The organism is Micromonospora sp. DH13, assembly GCF_020873825.1.
Classification (GTDB): Bacteria; Actinomycetota; Actinomycetes; order Mycobacteriales; family Micromonosporaceae; genus Micromonospora; species Micromonospora haikouensis.
Genome location: NZ_JAHWGR010000028.1, coordinates 1 through 16,286, shown reverse-complemented (window position 1 = coordinate 16,286; position 16,286 = coordinate 1). Strand labels below are relative to the sequence as shown.

The window sequence follows — 16,286 nt, the reverse complement described above, 5'->3', positions numbered from 1 at the left end:
CGGCACCGGCCCGCCGCCCCCACCCCTGCCGGTCAGCCGCCGGCGGGGGCGGGCGAGACCGGCGCGGCCCGGCGGCGGCGTCGGGCCAGCGCCCCGAGGACGACGTCGACGACGACGAACGCGAGCAGCAGCCCGCCGAACCAGGGCAGCGCCCACCCGACGGCCACGGTCAGCGCGAGGCCGGGCAGCAAAGCCCACCACGGCAGGCCCCGCAGTCCGCCCCGCGCGGGCGGGGCACCGACGGCGGCGCGCCGGTCGGCCCGGGTGGGGCGGCGCTGCCACCACATCCGGTAACCCCAGACGACGACGCAGAGCAGGCCGAGGGCGAGCGCGGCGAGCAGGACCTGGTTGACCGGGCCGAACAGCAGGCCCATGTGCGCCTGGACGCCGAGGGCGCTGAGCTGGGCCAGCAGCGGCCAGTCGGCGAAGTCGCTGCGGTCGGTCACCGTGCCGGAGACCGGGTCGACGGCGATCCGGTCCCGGGCCACGGGCCAGGTGTTGTCGGTCTGGGCGACCGTCCACGCGTCGCCGGGCTCCTCGGCGGGGGAGATCCGCATCGGGCCGGCCAGCCCGGCGCCGGTGGCGGCGGCCAGCACCCGGTCGAACGTCGCGGGGTCCGCCGCCGCGGCGGCGGGGCCGCCGCCGTGCTGGTGCTCCCCGCCGCTGGGCGGGGGCGCGCCGGTGAGGCTGGTGGAGATCTCCGGGGTGCCGGCGCGCAGCGCGTCGAGCGCGCTGCCGAAGTGCCCACCGGCGTACCGCGACCAGGTCAGGCCGGTCGCGGAGAGGAAGAGCAGGCCGACGGCGAGCCAGACCCCGGTGGTCGCGTGCCAGGCCCGGGTGCGCCGCACCCCCCTGCGGGCGGACAGGTCGGGCACGAGCAGGTGCCGGACGCGGGTACGGGCGGCGCCGCGCCGACGCCACCACAGGACGACGCCGCCGCCGACGAGGAGCCACAGCCAGCTCGCGGCGATCTCGGAGTAGTGGCGGCCGAGGTCGCCGAGGTGCAGGTTGCGGTGCAGGTCGTCCAGCCAGGTGGTGACGGGCGTGGAGTCGAACCAGGTGGTCAGCTGCCCCTCGACGGTTGCGGTGTGCGGGTCGACGTAGACGGTGTGCTCCCGGTCGCCGAGGTCGGGCTGGGCGAACACGACCCGGGTGGTGGCGCCGTCCGTGCCCGGCAGCACGGCGGCGACGGTGCCCTCGGGGTGGGCGGCGCGGGCGGCGGCGACCTGCTCGGCGAGGGACTTCGGCGGCCCACCCGGTGCGGCGGTCAGCACGTCGCCGTAGACGACCCGGTCCAGTTGCGGGGTGACGGTGTACGCCAGGCCGGTCAGGGCGGCGACGAACAGGAACGGTGCCACGAGGACACCGGCGTAGAAGTGCAGGCGGAGCAGGAACGCCGCCCACGCCGGGGTGCGGCGCGCCGCCGGGGCGGGCGCGGCGGCCGGGGTGAGCGGCTCCGGCGTCGAGCCGCCGTGCAGTTCGGTGATGGACATATGCTTCCGATCGGAATAGCCGGGATCGTTCCCGGTGGGACTGCCCCCGTACGACAGGGGTGGGTCCCGTCGTGCCGGTGTCGCGGGGCCCACCGGTGAGGTGGTCGGGCGCGGAGCCGGGGAAGTTCCCGGCCCCGTCGGCGTGACCGCCGTGGGCTACCGGGCGCGCCGCCGGCGCAGCACGCGCCCGGCGGCGAGCGCGCCGCCGACCAGGGCGCAGGCGAGCAGGGCGACGCCGGCCGCCACGGTGAGCGGCCCGGGCCCGCCGTCCCGGCCGGCGCGGTCGGCCGCCCCGCTGGCCGGCGCGGCGGTGGGCGGAGGGCTCACCGGGGCGGCCGCGGTGGCGGCCGGGTCGGCGACGGTGAACCGGTAGGAGCCCTGCACGGGGTGCCCGTCGGTGGACACGACCCGGTAGGCCACCGTGTAGGTGCCGTCGGGCAGCGGCTCGGCGACGGTGACGGTCGCCCGCGTGCCGGCGACGACCGGCACGCCGGTGGGCACCACCCGCCGGGCGGCGTCGCTGAGCACGACGGTGGTGAGCTCCGGGTTCAGCTTCTGCAGGAACCGCACCGTGATCTCGGCCGGCGGCGTGGCCAGCCGGGCGTCCGCGGCGGGGGTGGCCGAGGCCAGGCTGTTGTGGGCGGCGGCCGGCGCGGCGGGCGCGACCAGGACCGCCAGGGCGGCCAGCGCGGCGGCGGCTCCCGCGACGCGGGGGTGGCGGACGGGTCTGCGCATGCTGCTCCCTTTCCTGGTGGTGCCGCTCGGGCAGCCGGTGCGCCGGGTGGCGGTCGGCCGCCGGTGCGATGGTGCCGCTCGGGCGTTCGGTGGCGCCGGTCAGGCGAGCAGCTGCTGGCCGATCCAGCCGCCGTCCGGGCACCCGGGCGGCACGGCGAACACGGCGGAGCCGATCGGGGTGGTCCACTCGTTGAGCAGGTCCCGCTCGGCGAGGCGACGCTGGATGGGCAGGAACTGCGTCGTGACGTCCGCCTGGTACGAGGCGAAGATCAGTCCGCTGTCGGCGGTGCCGTCGGCGGCCGGTACCCCGTCGTAGTTGTACGGGCGGCGCAGGATGCGCAGCCGGTCGTCGGTGACCCGGGCGCGGGTCAGGTGGGAGAAGTCGGGGATGACGGTGAGCCCGGCGGCGTCGACGGCGGCGAAGTCGGGCTCGTCGTGTTCGGCCGTGCCGGTCAGCGGGGCGCCGGTGTCGAGCCGACGGCCGACGGCCAGCTCCCGGTCGGCGCGGCCGAGCAGGTCCCAGGTCTCCAGGTTCATGCTGATCCGCCGCACGACCAGGGTGCTGCTGTCCCGCAGCCACGCCGGGCCGTCGGGCACCCACACGGCGGTCTCCAGCGGCCCGCCGGGGCGGGGGTTGGCGGTGCCGTCGAGCTGGCCGAACAGGTTGCGCTGGGTGCGCCCCGGTTCCGCGCCGGCCGCCCGGCGGAAGCCCTGCTGCACCCACGCCACGGTCGCGAACGGCCGGCTGTCCTTGACCAGGACCCGCTGGGCGTGGGCCACCGTGACCGGGTCGTCGGCGCAGATCTGCAGCAGCAGGTCCCCGCCGGACCAGCGGGGCTGGAGGCGGTCGACGCGGAAGGCCGGCAGCGCCGCCACCGACGCCGGCCGGCGCTCGTCGAGGCCGGCGGCCCGGTAGAGGCCGGGGCCGAAGCCGAACGTGACGGTCAGCCGCGCGGGCAGCAGGCCGAGCTCGGGTTCGGTGTCGGCGAGGGCCGGCCGGCCCTGGGTGAGGCGGGCGGCGTCGTCGGTGAGCAGCCGCAGCAGCCGGCCCAGGGCGGCCCGGTCGGTGGCCGGGGCGAGGTTCAGCGCGACGAACGACGCGTGCGCCTGTGGCTCGGTGTCCACCCCCGCCTGACGCGCGCCGTGGAACGGCACCACCGCGCCGCCGACGTCGGCCACCGGGACCGCCCCGCCGGGGCGTACGTCGGCGTCGTCGGAGCGGGCGGCGGCGATCGCGGCGGCGGCGAGCGTGCCCCCGGCGGCCAAAGCCCCGCCGGTGAGCAGGGCGCGCCTGCGCACCGGACGGCCGGTGGCGGTGCCGGTCATGCGGCGGGGCTCGTGGTCACCTGCGGCGTGCCGCTCATGCCCGGCATCGGGGTCGCGCCGTGGCCGGGGGCGTAGCTCTCCTGCGCGCCGGTGAACGGCTTGGCCACGGCGGTGAAGGTCTGCGTCCGGCCGTCGGCGAAGGTGAGCGTGAAGGAGAGTTCGTCGCCGGCCCGCACCGGCTGCCGGAGGTTCATCAGCATCAGGTGCTCGCCGCCGGGCTCCAGGACGTGGCTGCTCTTCGCCCTGACCACGATGCCGCCCTGCTTGGCCTGCATGACCATCTTGCCGTCCTTCATGGTCATCTCGTGCAGCTCCATCGGGGACACGTCGGTGGCCGCGCCGGTGATGGTCACGTCCGTGTCCCCGTCGTTGACCAGGGTGCCGAAGGCCGCGGTCATGCCCTTGTCGGCGGCCTTCACCCACGGGTCGCGCACGGTCAGCACCCCGGCGGCGGCGCTCGCCGACACCGACGGTGACGGTGACGGGTTCGGCGCGGCGGTGGACGTGTCGTCCGGCGAGCCGCAGCCGGCGGCGACCGCCGCCGTGAGGGCGGCGGTGAGCAGGGCTGCCGTGCGCCGCGTGCGGCGGGGTGCGGTGAGGCTGGGCATGGGTTCCCCTTCGATGATCGATTGCAGGTGGATGGTCGGCGTCACGGGGGGTTAAGTTCCGCGGCTGTCCGTGACCCACGCCACTCGGGGGATCCGGTCGGGGCGGACGCCGCGACGGGCCGGCCGGTGGACCTGCGCGCGGGCGGGGAAACTTTTGCCATCTGCGGAAAAAGTTCGCAGAGGCTTGACGGAAGTCCGGGTGCGGCGAGGATGATCCAATGCGTCGTCCCCCTCCGGTCCCCGGCCGCTGCGTCTCGGGCCTGCTCGCTGTCGTCCTCGCCGCGGCGGTCGCCGTCCTCGGGGCCGCCCCGCCCGCCGCGGCGCACGGCACCCTGGCCATGTCCACGCCGGCGACCGGCGCCACGGTCGCCGAGCCGTTGGCGACCGTGCAGCTCTACTTCACCGAGCGGGTCGCCGACAACGCGTACTTCGCGGTCACCGCGCCGGACGGCGGCCGGGTCGACGACGGCTGGACGCACGGGTCGCCCGCGCCCCTGGACAAGCCGGTGCGGGAATACCTGCTCGTCGACGGGAAGTTCGAGCCGCGCGAATACGCCACCGGCTTCCCGGCGGTGGTGAAACTGGCGCACCTGCCGGCGGCCGGGCAGTACACGGTCAGCTACCTGTCGGTTGCCTCCGACGGCGAGCCGGTGCGGGGCACGATGAGCTTCCGGTACACCGGCCGGGTCACGGCCGCCCCGCAGGGCTGGCGCCCGCCGACCACGGGACCCGACCCGTCGCTCGTCGCCGCCGCCGAGCAGCACGAGACGTCCGGACACGGCTCGCCCCGGTCCGCGGGCGCGTCGGCCGCGCCGGCCGCGTCCCCGGCCGCCCCCGGCGCGGCGGCCTCTCCCGCAGCGGCCCCCGCCGACGCCGGGGACGCCGGCGGGCCCGGCTGGCTCGGCTGGCTCGGCGTCGTCGTGGCGGTCGCGGCGGTGGCCGGCGTCGTCGGGTGGCGGCACCGCGCCGCGCGGGCAGGTGGCCCGGCAGCCCGTTGGCCGTGGACCCGCCGCCCCGCCGCCGGTCGGGCGGTGCGCCGCGCTTCGGCTGCCCGGGCGGCGGGACGGGCGAAGTCGCCCGGCCCGAAGCCGCGCGCGGCGACCAGGGGCGGCGGCCCCCGACGCGGCCCGGCCGGGCCGGGCGAGGCACCCGAGCCCGCGCCGTCGGGCGGGCCCCGGCTCGGCGACCGGGGCCTCGCCGTGGTCGTCGGCGGGCTGGTGGTCGCCCTGCTGGCCGGGTTCGGGCTCGGCCGCGTCGGTGCCGGCGACGGGCGGGCCGCCACGGCGGCCGTCGGCGGGTCGCCCGTCGCCGGAAGCCCGGTCGCGGCGGGGGACGGCCACCAGCACGCGGCGGGGGCCGGGGCGCACACGCATCCCGGCGACGGCGACCCGGCGCAGGCGCAGGTGACCGGCACGACGGTCAGCGCCGGCGGCTACACGCTCAAGCCGGTGACGCGGTCCCAGCCGGCCGGCGTGAACGCGGACTACCGGTTCCGGATCGTGGGCGCCGACGGGCGGCCGGAGACGCGCTTCGCGGTCGTGCACGACAAGCCGCTGCACCTGGTCGTGGTGGGTCGGGACCTGGGCGGCTACCAGCACCTGCACCCGACGATGGCCGCCGACGGCACCTGGAGCGTGCCCCTGACGCTCAAGCGGGCCGGGGGCTACCGCGTCTACGCCGACTTCGCCACGACCGCCGCCGACGGCACCGCGCGGCCGCTGGTCCTCGGCGTCGACCACCAGGTTCCCGGCGCGCACACCCCGGCCACCCTCCCGGCCGCCCAGCCGAGGGCGACGGCCGGGCCGTTCGAGGTGGAAATGGTCGGCACCCCGACGATCGGGGCGACGGTGCCGCTGTCGTTCCGGGTGGGCCGGGCCGGCGCGCCCGCGCGCCTGGAACGCTACCTGGGCGCGTACGGGCACCTGGTGGTCGTCCGCGAGGGCGACCTGGGCTACGTGCACGTCCACCCGGATCAGGAACTGGTCGACGGGGCGCCCAGGTTCTGGCTGACCGCGCCGGGCCCGAGCCGCTACCGGGCGTACTTCGACTTCCAGGTCGACGGGAAGGTCCAGACCGCCGAGTTCACCCTCGACCTGGGGTGAGACCCGGGGGCCGGCCCGCACCGCTGCCGATGCGGGCCGCCCCCGACGAGCCGGGCCGCGCTAGCCCTCGATCCGGACGATGTTGCGGATCTTGTTGGACGCGTCCAGCGCCGCCACCTTGTACGCCTCGGCGAGGGTCGGGTAGTTGAACACCGCGTCGATGAGGTAGTCGACGGTGCCGCCGCAACCCATGACGGTCTGCCCGATGTGCACGATCTCGGTGGCGCCGGTGCCGAACACGTGCACGCCGAGCAGCCGGCCGTCGGCCGGTGACACCAGCAGCTTCAGCATGCCGTACGAGTCGCCGACGATCTGGCCGCGGGCCAGCTCCCGGTAGCGGGCGATGCCGACCTCGAACGGCGTGGAGCTCTCCGTCAGCTGCTCCTCGGTCTTCCCGACGAAGCTGATCTCCGGAATGGTGTAGATGCCGATCGGCTGCAGCTCGTTGAGCGCGCGGACCGGTTCCCCGCAGGCGTGCTGCGCCGCGATGCGGCCCTGCTCCATCGAGGTGGACGCCAGCGCCGGGAACCCGATCACGTCGCCGACGGCGTAGATGTTCTCCACCGCCGTGCGGTAGTTCGCGTCGACCGTGATCCGGCCGCGCCGGTCGGCCTGCAACCCGGCCGCCTCCAGCGCCAGCTTGTCGGTCTGGCCCTGGCGGCCGGCCGAGTACATGACGGTGTCCGCGACGATCTTCTTCCCGCTCTTCAGGACGCACAGGGCGGCGCTCTCGTGCTTCTCGACCGCCGCCACCTCCTCGCCGAAGCGGAACGTGACCGACAGGTCGCGCAGGTGGTACTTGAGCGACTCGACGACCTCCTCGTCGCAGAAGTCGAGCATCCGGTCGCGGCGCTCCACCACGGTCACCTTGGTGCCGAGCGCGGCGAACATCGAGGCGTACTCCATGCCGATCACGCCCGCGCCGACCACCACCATGCTGCGGGGGATGGCTTCCAGGTTGATGACCCCGTCGGAGTCCACGATCGTCCGCTCGTCGAACTCGACGCTGTCCGGGCGCGCCGGCCGGGTGCCGGCGGCGATGATGGCCTTGTCGAAGGTGACCCGCGACTCCTGCCCGGACTCGCCGTCGACCCAGATCGTGTGCGGGTCGGCAAACCGCCCGGTGCCGGTGATCAGCGCGACCCGGTTGCGGGCCAGCTGGTTGCGGATGACGTCGGTCTGCCGACTGATCACGTGCTGGGTACGGGCGGCCAGGTCGCCGACCGTGATCTCCTCCTTGAGCCGGTAGCTGCTGCCGTACAGGTCCCGCTGGCTCATGCCGCTGAGATAGAGCACGGCCTCGCGTAACGTCTTGGAAGGGACGGTGCCGGTGTTGATGCACACCCCACCGATCATGTCGCGGCGGTCGACGACGCCGACCCGCCTACCGAGCTTGGCGGCGGCGATCGCGGCCTTCTGACCGCTGGGCCCGGAGCCCAGCACCAACAGGTCGTAGTCATACACGCCGTAAGCCTCGCAAGATCCCGCAACCCGCGCCACCGCACGTTCGGCGGCGGCCCCGGCCCGTCGGCGCCGACAGGCGGACGCCCCGGCACGCCGACCGGTGGGCCGACGTGCCGGGGCGCGGGTGCGAGCCGGGTCAGGGGGTGGTGATGTTGAAGCTCCTGACGGTGGCGCTGCCGCCGAGGGCCTGGGTGGCGTAGTTGAAGACGCCGAACCGGTAGCCCATGAAGAACGGCCAGTTGTTGTCGAGGGTGAGCGCGTTGCCGAGGGAGACGAAGTTGGTGCCGTCGGTGCTGTAGGAGAAGCGGGCCTGCCGACCCGCGCCGGGTCTGATGTCGGCGTTGACGCGCAACCAGATGCGTCCGCCGCTGATCGCCGCGCCGGCAATCTCGGTGCCGGTGTTGGTGGTGTTCCAGTTGCTGTCCATGGTGATGTTGTTGGTCATGACCACCCGGTTGGCCCCGTTGTCGCGTTTGACGCCGATCCAGGCGGACGAGTTGCGCAGCATGGACAGGCCGCTGCGGTCACCGTCACGCATCGTGGAGTAGTCGAGCTCGATGGTGGCGGTGCTGGTCGGCCCCTGGATGCGGTGGGTCAGGGTGTTGCGGGCCTTGTAGAGGTCGGTGGTGACCGTGGCGGTCTGCAGCCGCAGCCCGTTGTTGACCGACCACTTGGTGTCGTCGGGGTTGTGGTTCCACTCGTACTGCGGGCCGAGCGTGGTGCCGGGGAACGTGTCGTTGCCGATCATGGGCTTGACCGGGCGGGTGGGCAGGGGGTTGGGGTAGGAGGCGCCCCAGGCGCCGTTGACGGTCTGGATCTGGGGCCAGCCGTCGGAGGTCCAGTTGATCGGGGCGAGGGCGGGCACCCGGCCGCCGGGGTACGCGTCGATGAAGCTCATGTAGTACCACTGGCCGTTCTGGGTCTGCACGAGCCCACCCTGGTGGGGGACGCCGCCGCCGGAGATCGGGCCGGGCATGTTGAGCAGGACCTGGCGCATCTCGTACGGGCCGAACGGGGAGCTGGACTTGAGCACGTACTGGCCGTTGGCGGGGCGGGTCAGCCAGATGTAGTAGCTGCCGTTGCGCTTGTAGAAGCGGGCGCCCTCGAGGGTGCCGACGCTGGACGGCGTGGAGAAGACCTGCTGCGAGCGGACCTGGGTCTTCCCGTCGGCGGAGAGCTGGGCGACGCTGATCTGGCTGTTGCCGTACGCGACGTACATGGTGTCGTTGTCGTCGACGAGCAGGCCGGCGTCGTAGTAGCAGTTGTTGATGGTGGAGATGCGATTCCAGCCGCTCTCGACGCTCGTGGAGCTGTAGACGTGCGTCTTGGAGAAGTCGACGCAGCCGAGCCAGTAGAACGTGTTGTTGCTCTTGCGGTAGTTCATGGCCGAGGCCCAGATGCCGTCGACGTAGGCGTTCGACCCGTTGAGGTCGTACTTGGTGCCGAAGTCGAGGCGGGGCACCGAGTGGCCGGCGAACTCCCAGTTGACGAGGTCGTACGAGCGCAGGATCGGCGCGCCGGGGGAGTAGTGCATGGTGGAGGCGGAGTAGTAGTAGGCGTCACCGACGCGGAAGATGTCGATGTCGGCGAAGTCCTGCCACAACACCGGGTTCGTGAACGACCCCGATGGCGGCGGCGTGGTCGGCGGCGGCGTGGTGGGCGGGGGCGTGGTCGTCGGCGGTGGCGTGGTCGGGTTGCCCGTGGGGGCCGAGCCGGTGCAGGTGACGCCGTTGAGGGCGAAACTGGTCGGCGCCGGGTTGCTCGACGTCCAGGTGCCGTTGAAGCCGAAGCTGACGTTGCCCCCGGTGGGGATGGAGCCGTTGAACGAGGCGTTGGTCACCGTGACCTGGGCACCCGACTGGCTGACCGTGCCGTTCCACAGCTGGCTGATCGTCTGCCCCGCGGCGAAGGACCAGGTCAGGCGCCAGCCGTTGACCGGGTCGCCGAGGTTGTCCACCGTGACGTTGGCGCCGAAGCCGCCCTGCCACTGGCTGGACACCGCGTAGGTGACCTTGCAGCCGGCGGCGGCCTGGGCGGAGACGGCCATGGTGGCCCCGGCGGCGCTGACGGCGATGGCCGTCGTCGCGGCGAGCCAGAGCCGAAGACGCGAGCGTTTCACTGCCTTTCCTCTCCTCTGTGCGATCCTGGATCTGCTGGTCGTGGCACGTCGGGCGGGGTGCGCCGGCCTGGCGTGCGGGGCGCGACGCCGGGGAGGCGGAGAACCCCGACCGCCGCGGCGCCGCACCCGCCGGCACGCGCCGGCGGACGGAGTTTCGGTCGGATGGCAGCCCGGCACGGTCGCGGCTGGTGAGACTGGACGATCGTGGCTGCGGAACGTCACGGGTCTGTCGACATCAGCCCGAGGCCCGGCCGACAGAGGCTCCCGTCCCCGACCGGCACCTGGCATGGTGCAGCGCTCGGCGGACGGCCCCGGACAGCTGTCGTCGGTGCCGCTCGTGCTTGCGGCTCCGGTCCCGGATCGGAGGCCGTACTGCCGGTCGGAGCGCGCCCTTCGCTCCTGCAGCGGACACTAGCGTGTTACCGTTCACATCGGCAAGTCATCGACCTGAAGCGATGTTCGGGGATCTCGCCGTCGGCGGGACCGGGCTCGTCGGCGCCCCGGGTCGGGTGCGGCGTGGGAACTCAGAAAGCGAGGCCGATCGCCAGGGCGGCGATGCCGAGCAGCGGCGGCACGAGCTGCTTGAGGGCCGCGCCGGCCTTCGACGGGGCCGAGACCAGCAGGACCACACCGGCGGCGACCATGCATCCGGCGCCGACGAAGACCAGCGTCGCCCCGACGGTCCGCGAGCCGGACGCGAAGAGGACGATGCCGAGCGCGACGGCGATCGCCAGGAACAGGTTGTAGAACCCCTGGTTGAAGGCGAGTGCCTTCGTCGTCTCCGCGTCCGCCCTGCTGGCGATGCCGAAGATGGCGCGCGCCCGGGCGCCCGTCCAGGCGATCGACTCCAGGTAGAAGATGTAGACGTGGACGAGGCCGGCGAGGCCGGCCAGCACGAGTCCGGCGATGATCATGATGCCGCTTCCTCCGATCGCGCCCCGCCGGCCGGGTGGGCCACCGGTGGGACCATTCTCCCCCCGTCCTTCGGCGGCACGGGCCCGGCCCCACCGGCCGAGGGGTCAGGACGACCGAGGCGATCACGCTGATTCCGGCCACCACGGAGCCCCAGCCGCGCGCGGCTGACGCTCCGTGGTGCCACCCGACGACGATGCGCCCGCCAGCGCCCCGCCAAATAGGGCCTTTCCGCCCGCCTCGGACTGCGCACCTGGCATCCTCGGCAACGGGGCGGCCCGCCCTGCCGCCGGCAGGGCGACGGGGACCCGCCACGGCCGCGCCACCGGGCGCGCCCGGGACGCACCACGGTGGGGCAGCATGCGAGGGCAGCAGTCGAATCCGAACGGACCCGCTCCGCGCCGGGTCGGTCCCCCGGTCGGCGGGGCCGGGTCGGACGACGCCCGGCGTAGCCGCCGGCTCGTCGCCGGGCTGCTTCTCGGCGCGGCCGGCGCCATCGACGTGTCGGTCGGCGCGGGCGCCGTCCGGGTGGACCCGTACGTGGTGATCGACGAGGGGTTCCGGCGTCTCGACGTCACGGGATGGGCGTGGCTCCAACTGGCGACGGGGCTGGCGGTGATCGCGGCGGCGCTGGCGTTGACCGTCGACCGGCGGGCCACCGTCTGCGCGGCGATCGGTGCCGGCGCGTTCGGCGTCCTGCTCACCGTGGCCCTGTTCGCGTACCAGCCGGTGGAGCGGGTGATGTCGGGGCTGCTGGCCGCCGTGGCGGTCTGGCTGCTCGCCGGGCACCTGCGGGCGACGCCCCGCCGGCGGCCCGGCCCGCCGGCCGGGCGGGAGGTCAGCTGACCGGCGCGCAGAGCTGCGACTGCAGGAACGGCTTCGTGCCCGGCGGGACCTGGCCCCGCCACGCCGGGTTGAGCGTGACCGTCAGGGGCGGTGCCTGCCAGGCCGCCCCGAGGCGCTGGAGCACGCCGTACTCGGTGCGCGGCTTGTCGAGGTTCTGGCCCGAGAGGAAGCCGATCATCTCGTCGGCGATCATCCGGCGGCCGAGGAACCCCGCGTGGAGGGCGGGGACCTCGACGACCGGGATCCTGGTGAACGGTCCCGGCGGTGCCTCCACGGAGCTGACGGTGGGCAGGAAGGCGATCATCCGCACCCCGGGGACCGGGCACATCGTCTGGTAGCGGTAGAAGGGCGCGTTGTCGATGAGGGAGCGGACGAACGGCTCGTCGGGATTGCTGGTGCCGTTGCCGAGGCGGTTGGCGAACCCGAACATGGCGCGCAGCACCCATCCCGCGCCGATCCCCCACCCGCTGCTGGCCTCCGCCGGCGGATAGTAGGCCCGCCCGGAGCGGACCAGCGGGCTGAACATCAGCAGCGCGCGCACCGGTGAGCCCGGCCGGTCGCGCAGGTAGGTCCGCGCCACCATGGCCCCCTCGCTCTCCCCGAGCAGCGCGATTGGCCGCCCGGTGAGCCGGTGCAGCGCGTCGACCTGTGCGGCCAGGCGCTCCGCACTGGTCGCCAGCGACTGGTGGGTGTCCAACGCCTGGTAGGGCAGCGGCCGGCCACCCGCGTCCACCCCGGCGTAGGAGTAGCGCCGCACCCGGGGGTCCGCGGCCGGCCGGCCGTCATAGGTGCTGTCGTGCCCGGCGAGCAGGAGCACCGCGTACGGGACGGACGCCGCCAGGGGTTGCGAGAAGACGGGCGGGCCGAACGTGTCCCGCATGCCGCTGCGCGGCACCGCGAGGATCTGGATGACCAGGGGCACGGCCAGCGCCAGGGCCACCACCACCGGCGCCACCGGCACCCTTGGCAGCCGCACGTGGGCGGGCCGCAGCGCCGCGCGCACCGTCTGGTGCCACAGCAGCCCGTTGCACAACCCCGCCGCCAGCGCGACCAGCGGCGTCCACGCCGGGGCGGCGCTCCACACCAGCCCCCCGGCCACCGAGAGCACCACCAGGTCCAGCAGCGACCAGCCGAACAGCTCCGCCGACGGCAGCCCCCGCCACCCGCGGGGGACGACGGCCATCCGTTGCAGGAAGGGGGCGAGCAGGATCATCGGACCGAGCGAGACGAACAGGTACCAGGACAGGGCCACCGCCGACGCGGCGACCGACAGCGCGGCGAAGGGCGTGACGATGACGGCGGTGAGCGCGGCCACCCCCAGGTTGCGCCGCACCAGCACGCCCGTGGCCGGCCGGGGCGCCCGCGCCGGCCAGGAGAGCAGGACCAGCAGCGCGGACAGGGCACCCCGGAGCGCGACCGCCGCGATCAGACCCAGGGCGAAGGTCAGCCAGGAGTTGTGGTAGACGAAGAGCCACCGCAGGTCGTGGTAGGTGTCGTACGGCCAGACCGCGGTGACCTGCGGCGCGAGCGCCTGCGGCGAGACGAAGCCGATTCGCGTCAGGATCGTGGCCTCGACCAGCGGGACGCCCCCGGCGACGGCGAGCAGCGCCGGCAGACGACGGGATCGTGGCACGGGTCCTGCTCCTTCACCGGGTGGGGTCGGCGCCGACTGTCTCGGCATCGACTCTCTCGCGAGCGACGCCGCCCCGGGGCGATACCGCCGAATCGGGACCGGTCGGTCGGACGGCGGTCGCGGTGTCCGGTATCCGGCCGACCGGCGGGCGGATGGCGGCTCGCCGTGCCTGCCGGCGGTGGCTCACAATGGAGGGCCGGTCACGTGGCCGTGCGGCGGGGGAGGATGCAGTTGACTCAGGCAAGCGAGCCGAGCCCGGCCCGGCCGGCCACGGCGGAGACCACACCGCCGCGCGTCACGCGGGCCCGGCAGGTCCGGCTGGTGGGGCTGACGGTCACGCTGGCCGTCCTCGCGGCGGCCCTGATCCCGATCGTGCTCGCGTTCGGCCCGCCGACCCGCGACGAGCTGCTGGAGCAGGCCGGGCTGAAGGGCAGGCAGCAGCTCCTGATCGGGGTGAAGGACGACCAGCCCGGCATCTCCCAGCGGTTTCCGAACAACGTCTGGAAGGGCTTCGACGTCGACATCGCCTACATGATCGCCGGCTATCTGGGGTTCGACCGGTCCCAGGTGCGGTTCCTGCCGATCGAGAGCGAGGACCGGGCCCGCCGCCAGGCCCGCGACGGGGACGGGTTCGTCACCGTCGACCTGGTGATCGCCTCCTACAGCATCACCAAGCAACGGGAGGAGGAGGGCGCGGTCTTCTCCGCCCCCTACCTCTACACCGAGCAGTCGGTGATCACGCTGGACAGCGTCGGCGAGGCGGAGCAGGTGAGCAGCCTGGAGGACCTGAGTGGGAGGACGGTCTGCACGCTGACCACCTCGACCTCCGCCCAGCGCCTGCGGGAGGCCGGCGCCAAGCCGATCGGCCGCAACCGGATCAGCGACTGCGTCCAGATGCTCTACGACGGCAAGGTGTACGCGGTCACCACCGACGCCGCGATCCTCGCCGGCTTCGTCACCGGCGACCGGCCCGACGACGACGGTCAGCGCTTCCCGGTCGAGCTGCGGGGCGTCAAGCCGCTGCGGCACTGGGACATCGGCTCCTCGGCGCAGGAGAGGTGGGGCGTCAACACCGGCTCCAACGGGGCGTTGCGGGACGTGGTCGACCTCGCCCTCTACGCCTCGGCCGAGGACGAGGAGAACTCGACCTGGGAGCACGCGTACGACGCGAACCTGCGCTGGCAGCAGCGGTACAACCTCCCGCAGTCCGTCGCGGAACAGCGGCAGCCGGAGCCGAGGAAGGTGGAGGTACGGCAGTGGCCGTGGGAGAGGATCGCGCTACCGGCCCCGGCGCACCCCGGATCGCCGCCGGCCCCGGCAAGACGGGCCGACCGCGCCGCATGGCGGGGGCGCGGCAGGCGCAGCAGTGGCTGCTGACGCTCCTGCCGGCGTTCCCCGTCCTGCTGCTGGTGCTGCGGCTGTGGCAGCTCAGCCGGCAGGACATGTCGACCATGCTGCTGCTGGTGCAGTACGTCAGCCCGCTCGGCCTGCTCAGCGCGCTGCTGATCGCGTTGGTCTGGGCGTTCCCCCTGGTCGTGCTGACGTTCGGCGTGCTCGGTCGGTTGCTGCGGCTCAGCGCCCCTGACCGCTTCGACCCGGAACGGTCGCTGTTGGCCTCCGGGACGGCGCGCACGCCGGGCTGGGTGCTCACCGGCGCCGTCGCGCTGGGGGCGCTGACGTGGCAGCTGCGCTTCCTGCCGACGCTGTTGATGCTGGGGCTCTGGCTGCTCGCGCTGCGCACCCGCTACCTGCACCCGGACCAGCCGACCCGGATCCTGCTGGTGAGCGTGGCGCTGCCGCTGGCGGCGGCCGTGCTGGCGTACACCGCGTTGGGCCCGGCGATCTGGGCGGCCCTGCGGCAGGACGAACTGGCCACGGCCGCGCTGCTGGCGGTGCCGCCCGCCGCCGCGGTGCTGCTCACCGGCCCGATCCCCGGCTGGAGCGCCCCGGTGCTGACGCACGGCCTGGCGTACGCGGTCGCCGCCGTGCTCCCGCTGGTGATGGGGGCGGTCTTCCTCCGGGTCCCGGTGCTGCCGACCGCCGCGGTCGAGCTGGCCCCGCCGGGGGCGGGCGCCGCCGGCGCGGACACCGACCCGGGCACGGACCCGGGCGGGGATCCGGCGCCGGCCGACCGGGCGGGGTCGGAGGTGGTGCTCGGCGCGCTCATCACGGTCACCGACACGTCGACGATCGTGCTGGACCGGGCCGAGGGGGTGCGGTTCCTGCCGAACGGCCGGGTCCGGTCGCAGGTGCTGTGCCCGGAGGCGGCGCGGGTGCCGTACAGCGTGGTGACGGTGCACGGCTGGCCGGTGGAGGAGACGGTCCTGGACTGGATGATGCCCCGGCGGCCCGTCGCCGACCCGGACGTCCGCTGCGACGGCCGGCTCCCCGCCGCGCGGTGACTGCCGGCTCGACCGATTGACGGGACAGGCGGGCGTCACTAGCCTGGGCAAGCGCTTTCCTGTGACGCGTCCCGCCTGCACACCGGCCGGGCACCGGTGGCGGCATCCCCGTGCGCGGGGTCCTGCACACCAGTGAAGGAGCACCACCATGTACAGCAGAGAGCGCCGCAGGGCGCTGTGGGTCGCCACGGTCGCGGCGGCGACGCTCACCGCCACCGCCGGCGTCGTGGTCACCGCCGGAACGGCCCAGGCCGCGGTCGGCTGCCGGGTCGCGTACTCGGTCGCCTCGCAGTGGGGCGGCGGCTTCAGCGCGAACGTCAACCTGACCAACGCCGGCGACCCGCTGACCTCCTGGACGGTCACCTGGTCGTTCGCCGCCGGGCAGACCGTCACCCAGGGCTGGAGCGCCAACTTCAGCCAGAGCGGCAGCACCGTGCAGGCGTCGAACGTGAGCTACAACGGCAACCTGGCGACCAACGCCACCACGTCGTTCGGGTTCAACGGCACCTGGAACGACAGCAGCAACCCCGTGCCGACGAGCTTCGCGGTCAACGGCGTGACCTGCACCGGCGGCGTCACCCCGACCACGCCGCCGGCCACCACCGCCCCGCCGACGACCCCGCCGCCCACCACCCCGCCCCCGACC

Annotated in this window: 13 protein-coding genes; 5 read left to right on the top strand and 8 right to left on the bottom strand. The window is 74.4% G+C overall.

From position 1 onward, the window contains the following. Positions 1–32: 32 nt before the first annotated feature. From LPA42_RS23815 to LPA42_RS23800, 4 genes are all read right to left on the bottom strand, one after another. A complete protein-coding gene (locus LPA42_RS23815; protein ID WP_077937812.1) occupies positions 33–1,493 on the bottom strand; it encodes a PepSY domain-containing protein in 1,461 nt (486 codons plus the stop codon). A gap of 156 nt (positions 1,494–1,649) precedes the next feature. Beyond that, positions 1,650–2,228 (bottom strand): copper resistance CopC family protein, encoded by a 579-nt coding sequence (locus LPA42_RS23810; RefSeq protein ID WP_077937813.1) that lies wholly within the window; start codon positions 2,226–2,228, stop codon positions 1,650–1,652. Between the two features lie 99 nt (positions 2,229–2,327). Continuing rightward, positions 2,328–3,554 (bottom strand): Dyp-type peroxidase, encoded by a 1,227-nt coding sequence (locus LPA42_RS23805; RefSeq protein ID WP_077937814.1) that lies wholly within the window; start codon positions 3,552–3,554, stop codon positions 2,328–2,330. After that, complete coding sequence (locus LPA42_RS23800; protein WP_077937821.1) at positions 3,551–4,162, bottom strand: copper chaperone PCu(A)C; 612 nt, start codon at positions 4,160–4,162, stop codon at positions 3,551–3,553. Before LPA42_RS23800 ends, LPA42_RS23805 begins: the two co-directional genes overlap by 4 nt. A 218-nt stretch (positions 4,163–4,380) precedes the next feature. On the opposite strand from LPA42_RS23800, the gene LPA42_RS34225 reads away from it, so the two are divergent. Then, a complete protein-coding gene (locus LPA42_RS34225) occupies positions 4,381–6,264 on the top strand; it encodes a copper resistance CopC family protein (RefSeq protein ID WP_077937815.1) in 1,884 nt (627 codons plus the stop codon). A gap of 60 nt (positions 6,265–6,324) precedes the next feature. Here the strand turns inward: LPA42_RS34225 and sthA are convergent, their stop codons facing one another. From sthA to LPA42_RS23775, 3 genes are all read right to left on the bottom strand, one after another. Then, positions 6,325–7,728: a Si-specific NAD(P)(+) transhydrogenase gene (gene sthA, locus LPA42_RS23785; protein WP_077937816.1), complete on the bottom strand. Its 1,404-nt coding sequence runs from the start codon at positions 7,726–7,728 to the stop codon at positions 6,325–6,327. Between the two features lie 136 nt (positions 7,729–7,864). Then, positions 7,865–9,775 (bottom strand): family 43 glycosylhydrolase, encoded by a 1,911-nt coding sequence (locus LPA42_RS23780; RefSeq protein WP_228986884.1) that lies wholly within the window; start codon positions 9,773–9,775, stop codon positions 7,865–7,867. 596 nt (positions 9,776–10,371) lie between these two features. Next, positions 10,372–10,761, bottom strand: a complete 390-nt coding sequence (locus LPA42_RS23775; protein WP_077937823.1) for a DUF1304 domain-containing protein — start codon at positions 10,759–10,761, stop codon at positions 10,372–10,374. A 358-nt stretch (positions 10,762–11,119) separates the two neighbouring features. Between LPA42_RS23775 and LPA42_RS23770 the strand changes: the two genes are divergently transcribed. Continuing rightward, positions 11,120–11,605, top strand: coding sequence for a hypothetical protein (locus LPA42_RS23770; RefSeq protein WP_077937824.1), 486 nt, complete (start codon positions 11,120–11,122; stop codon positions 11,603–11,605). On the opposite strand, the gene LPA42_RS23765 is transcribed toward LPA42_RS23770, so the two are convergent. Beyond that, complete coding sequence (locus LPA42_RS23765; RefSeq protein ID WP_228986870.1) at positions 11,598–13,238, bottom strand: hypothetical protein; 1,641 nt, start codon at positions 13,236–13,238, stop codon at positions 11,598–11,600. The genes LPA42_RS23770 and LPA42_RS23765 overlap by 8 nt on opposite strands. Before the next feature lie 231 nt (positions 13,239–13,469). On the opposite strand from LPA42_RS23765, the gene LPA42_RS23760 reads away from it, so the two are divergent. The 3 genes from LPA42_RS23760 to LPA42_RS23750 all read left to right on the top strand — a co-directional run. Continuing rightward, a complete protein-coding gene (locus tag LPA42_RS23760) occupies positions 13,470–14,615 on the top strand; it encodes a transporter substrate-binding domain-containing protein (protein WP_077937825.1) in 1,146 nt (381 codons plus the stop codon). Further along, entirely contained in the window at positions 14,579–15,640 is a 1,062-nt protein-coding gene (locus LPA42_RS23755) for a hypothetical protein (protein WP_077937826.1), read from the top strand. Before LPA42_RS23760 ends, LPA42_RS23755 begins: the two co-directional genes overlap by 37 nt. A gap of 148 nt (positions 15,641–15,788) precedes the next feature. Then, positions 15,789–16,286: cellulose binding domain-containing protein (locus tag LPA42_RS23750; protein ID WP_228986869.1), on the top strand; the 498-nt coding region annotated here is incomplete at its 3' end.

What these genes read in the sequence shown, in the direction of transcription:
- LPA42_RS23805 (WP_077937814.1), bottom strand. Translation starts at nt 3,554, where the DNA reads ATGACCGGCACCGCCACCGGCCGTCCGGTGCGCAGGCGCGCCCTGCTC.
- LPA42_RS34225 (WP_077937815.1), top strand. Translation starts at nt 4,381, where the DNA reads ATGCGTCGTCCCCCTCCGGTCCCCGGCCGCTGCGTCTCGGGCCTGCTC.
- LPA42_RS23815 (WP_077937812.1), bottom strand. Translation starts at nt 1,493, where the DNA reads ATGTCCATCACCGAACTGCACGGCGGCTCGACGCCGGAGCCGCTCACC.
- LPA42_RS23780 (WP_228986884.1), bottom strand. Translation starts at nt 9,775, where the DNA reads ATGGCCGTCTCCGCCCAGGCCGCCGCCGGCTGCAAGGTCACCTACGCG.
- LPA42_RS23775 (WP_077937823.1), bottom strand. Translation starts at nt 10,761, where the DNA reads ATGATCATCGCCGGACTCGTGCTGGCCGGCCTCGCCGGCCTCGTCCAC.
- LPA42_RS23770 (WP_077937824.1), top strand. Translation starts at nt 11,120, where the DNA reads ATGCGAGGGCAGCAGTCGAATCCGAACGGACCCGCTCCGCGCCGGGTC.
- LPA42_RS23755 (WP_077937826.1), top strand. Translation starts at nt 14,579, where the DNA reads ATGGCGGGGGCGCGGCAGGCGCAGCAGTGGCTGCTGACGCTCCTGCCG.
- LPA42_RS23800 (WP_077937821.1), bottom strand. Translation starts at nt 4,162, where the DNA reads ATGCCCAGCCTCACCGCACCCCGCCGCACGCGGCGCACGGCAGCCCTG.
- LPA42_RS23810 (WP_077937813.1), bottom strand. Translation starts at nt 2,228, where the DNA reads ATGCGCAGACCCGTCCGCCACCCCCGCGTCGCGGGAGCCGCCGCCGCG.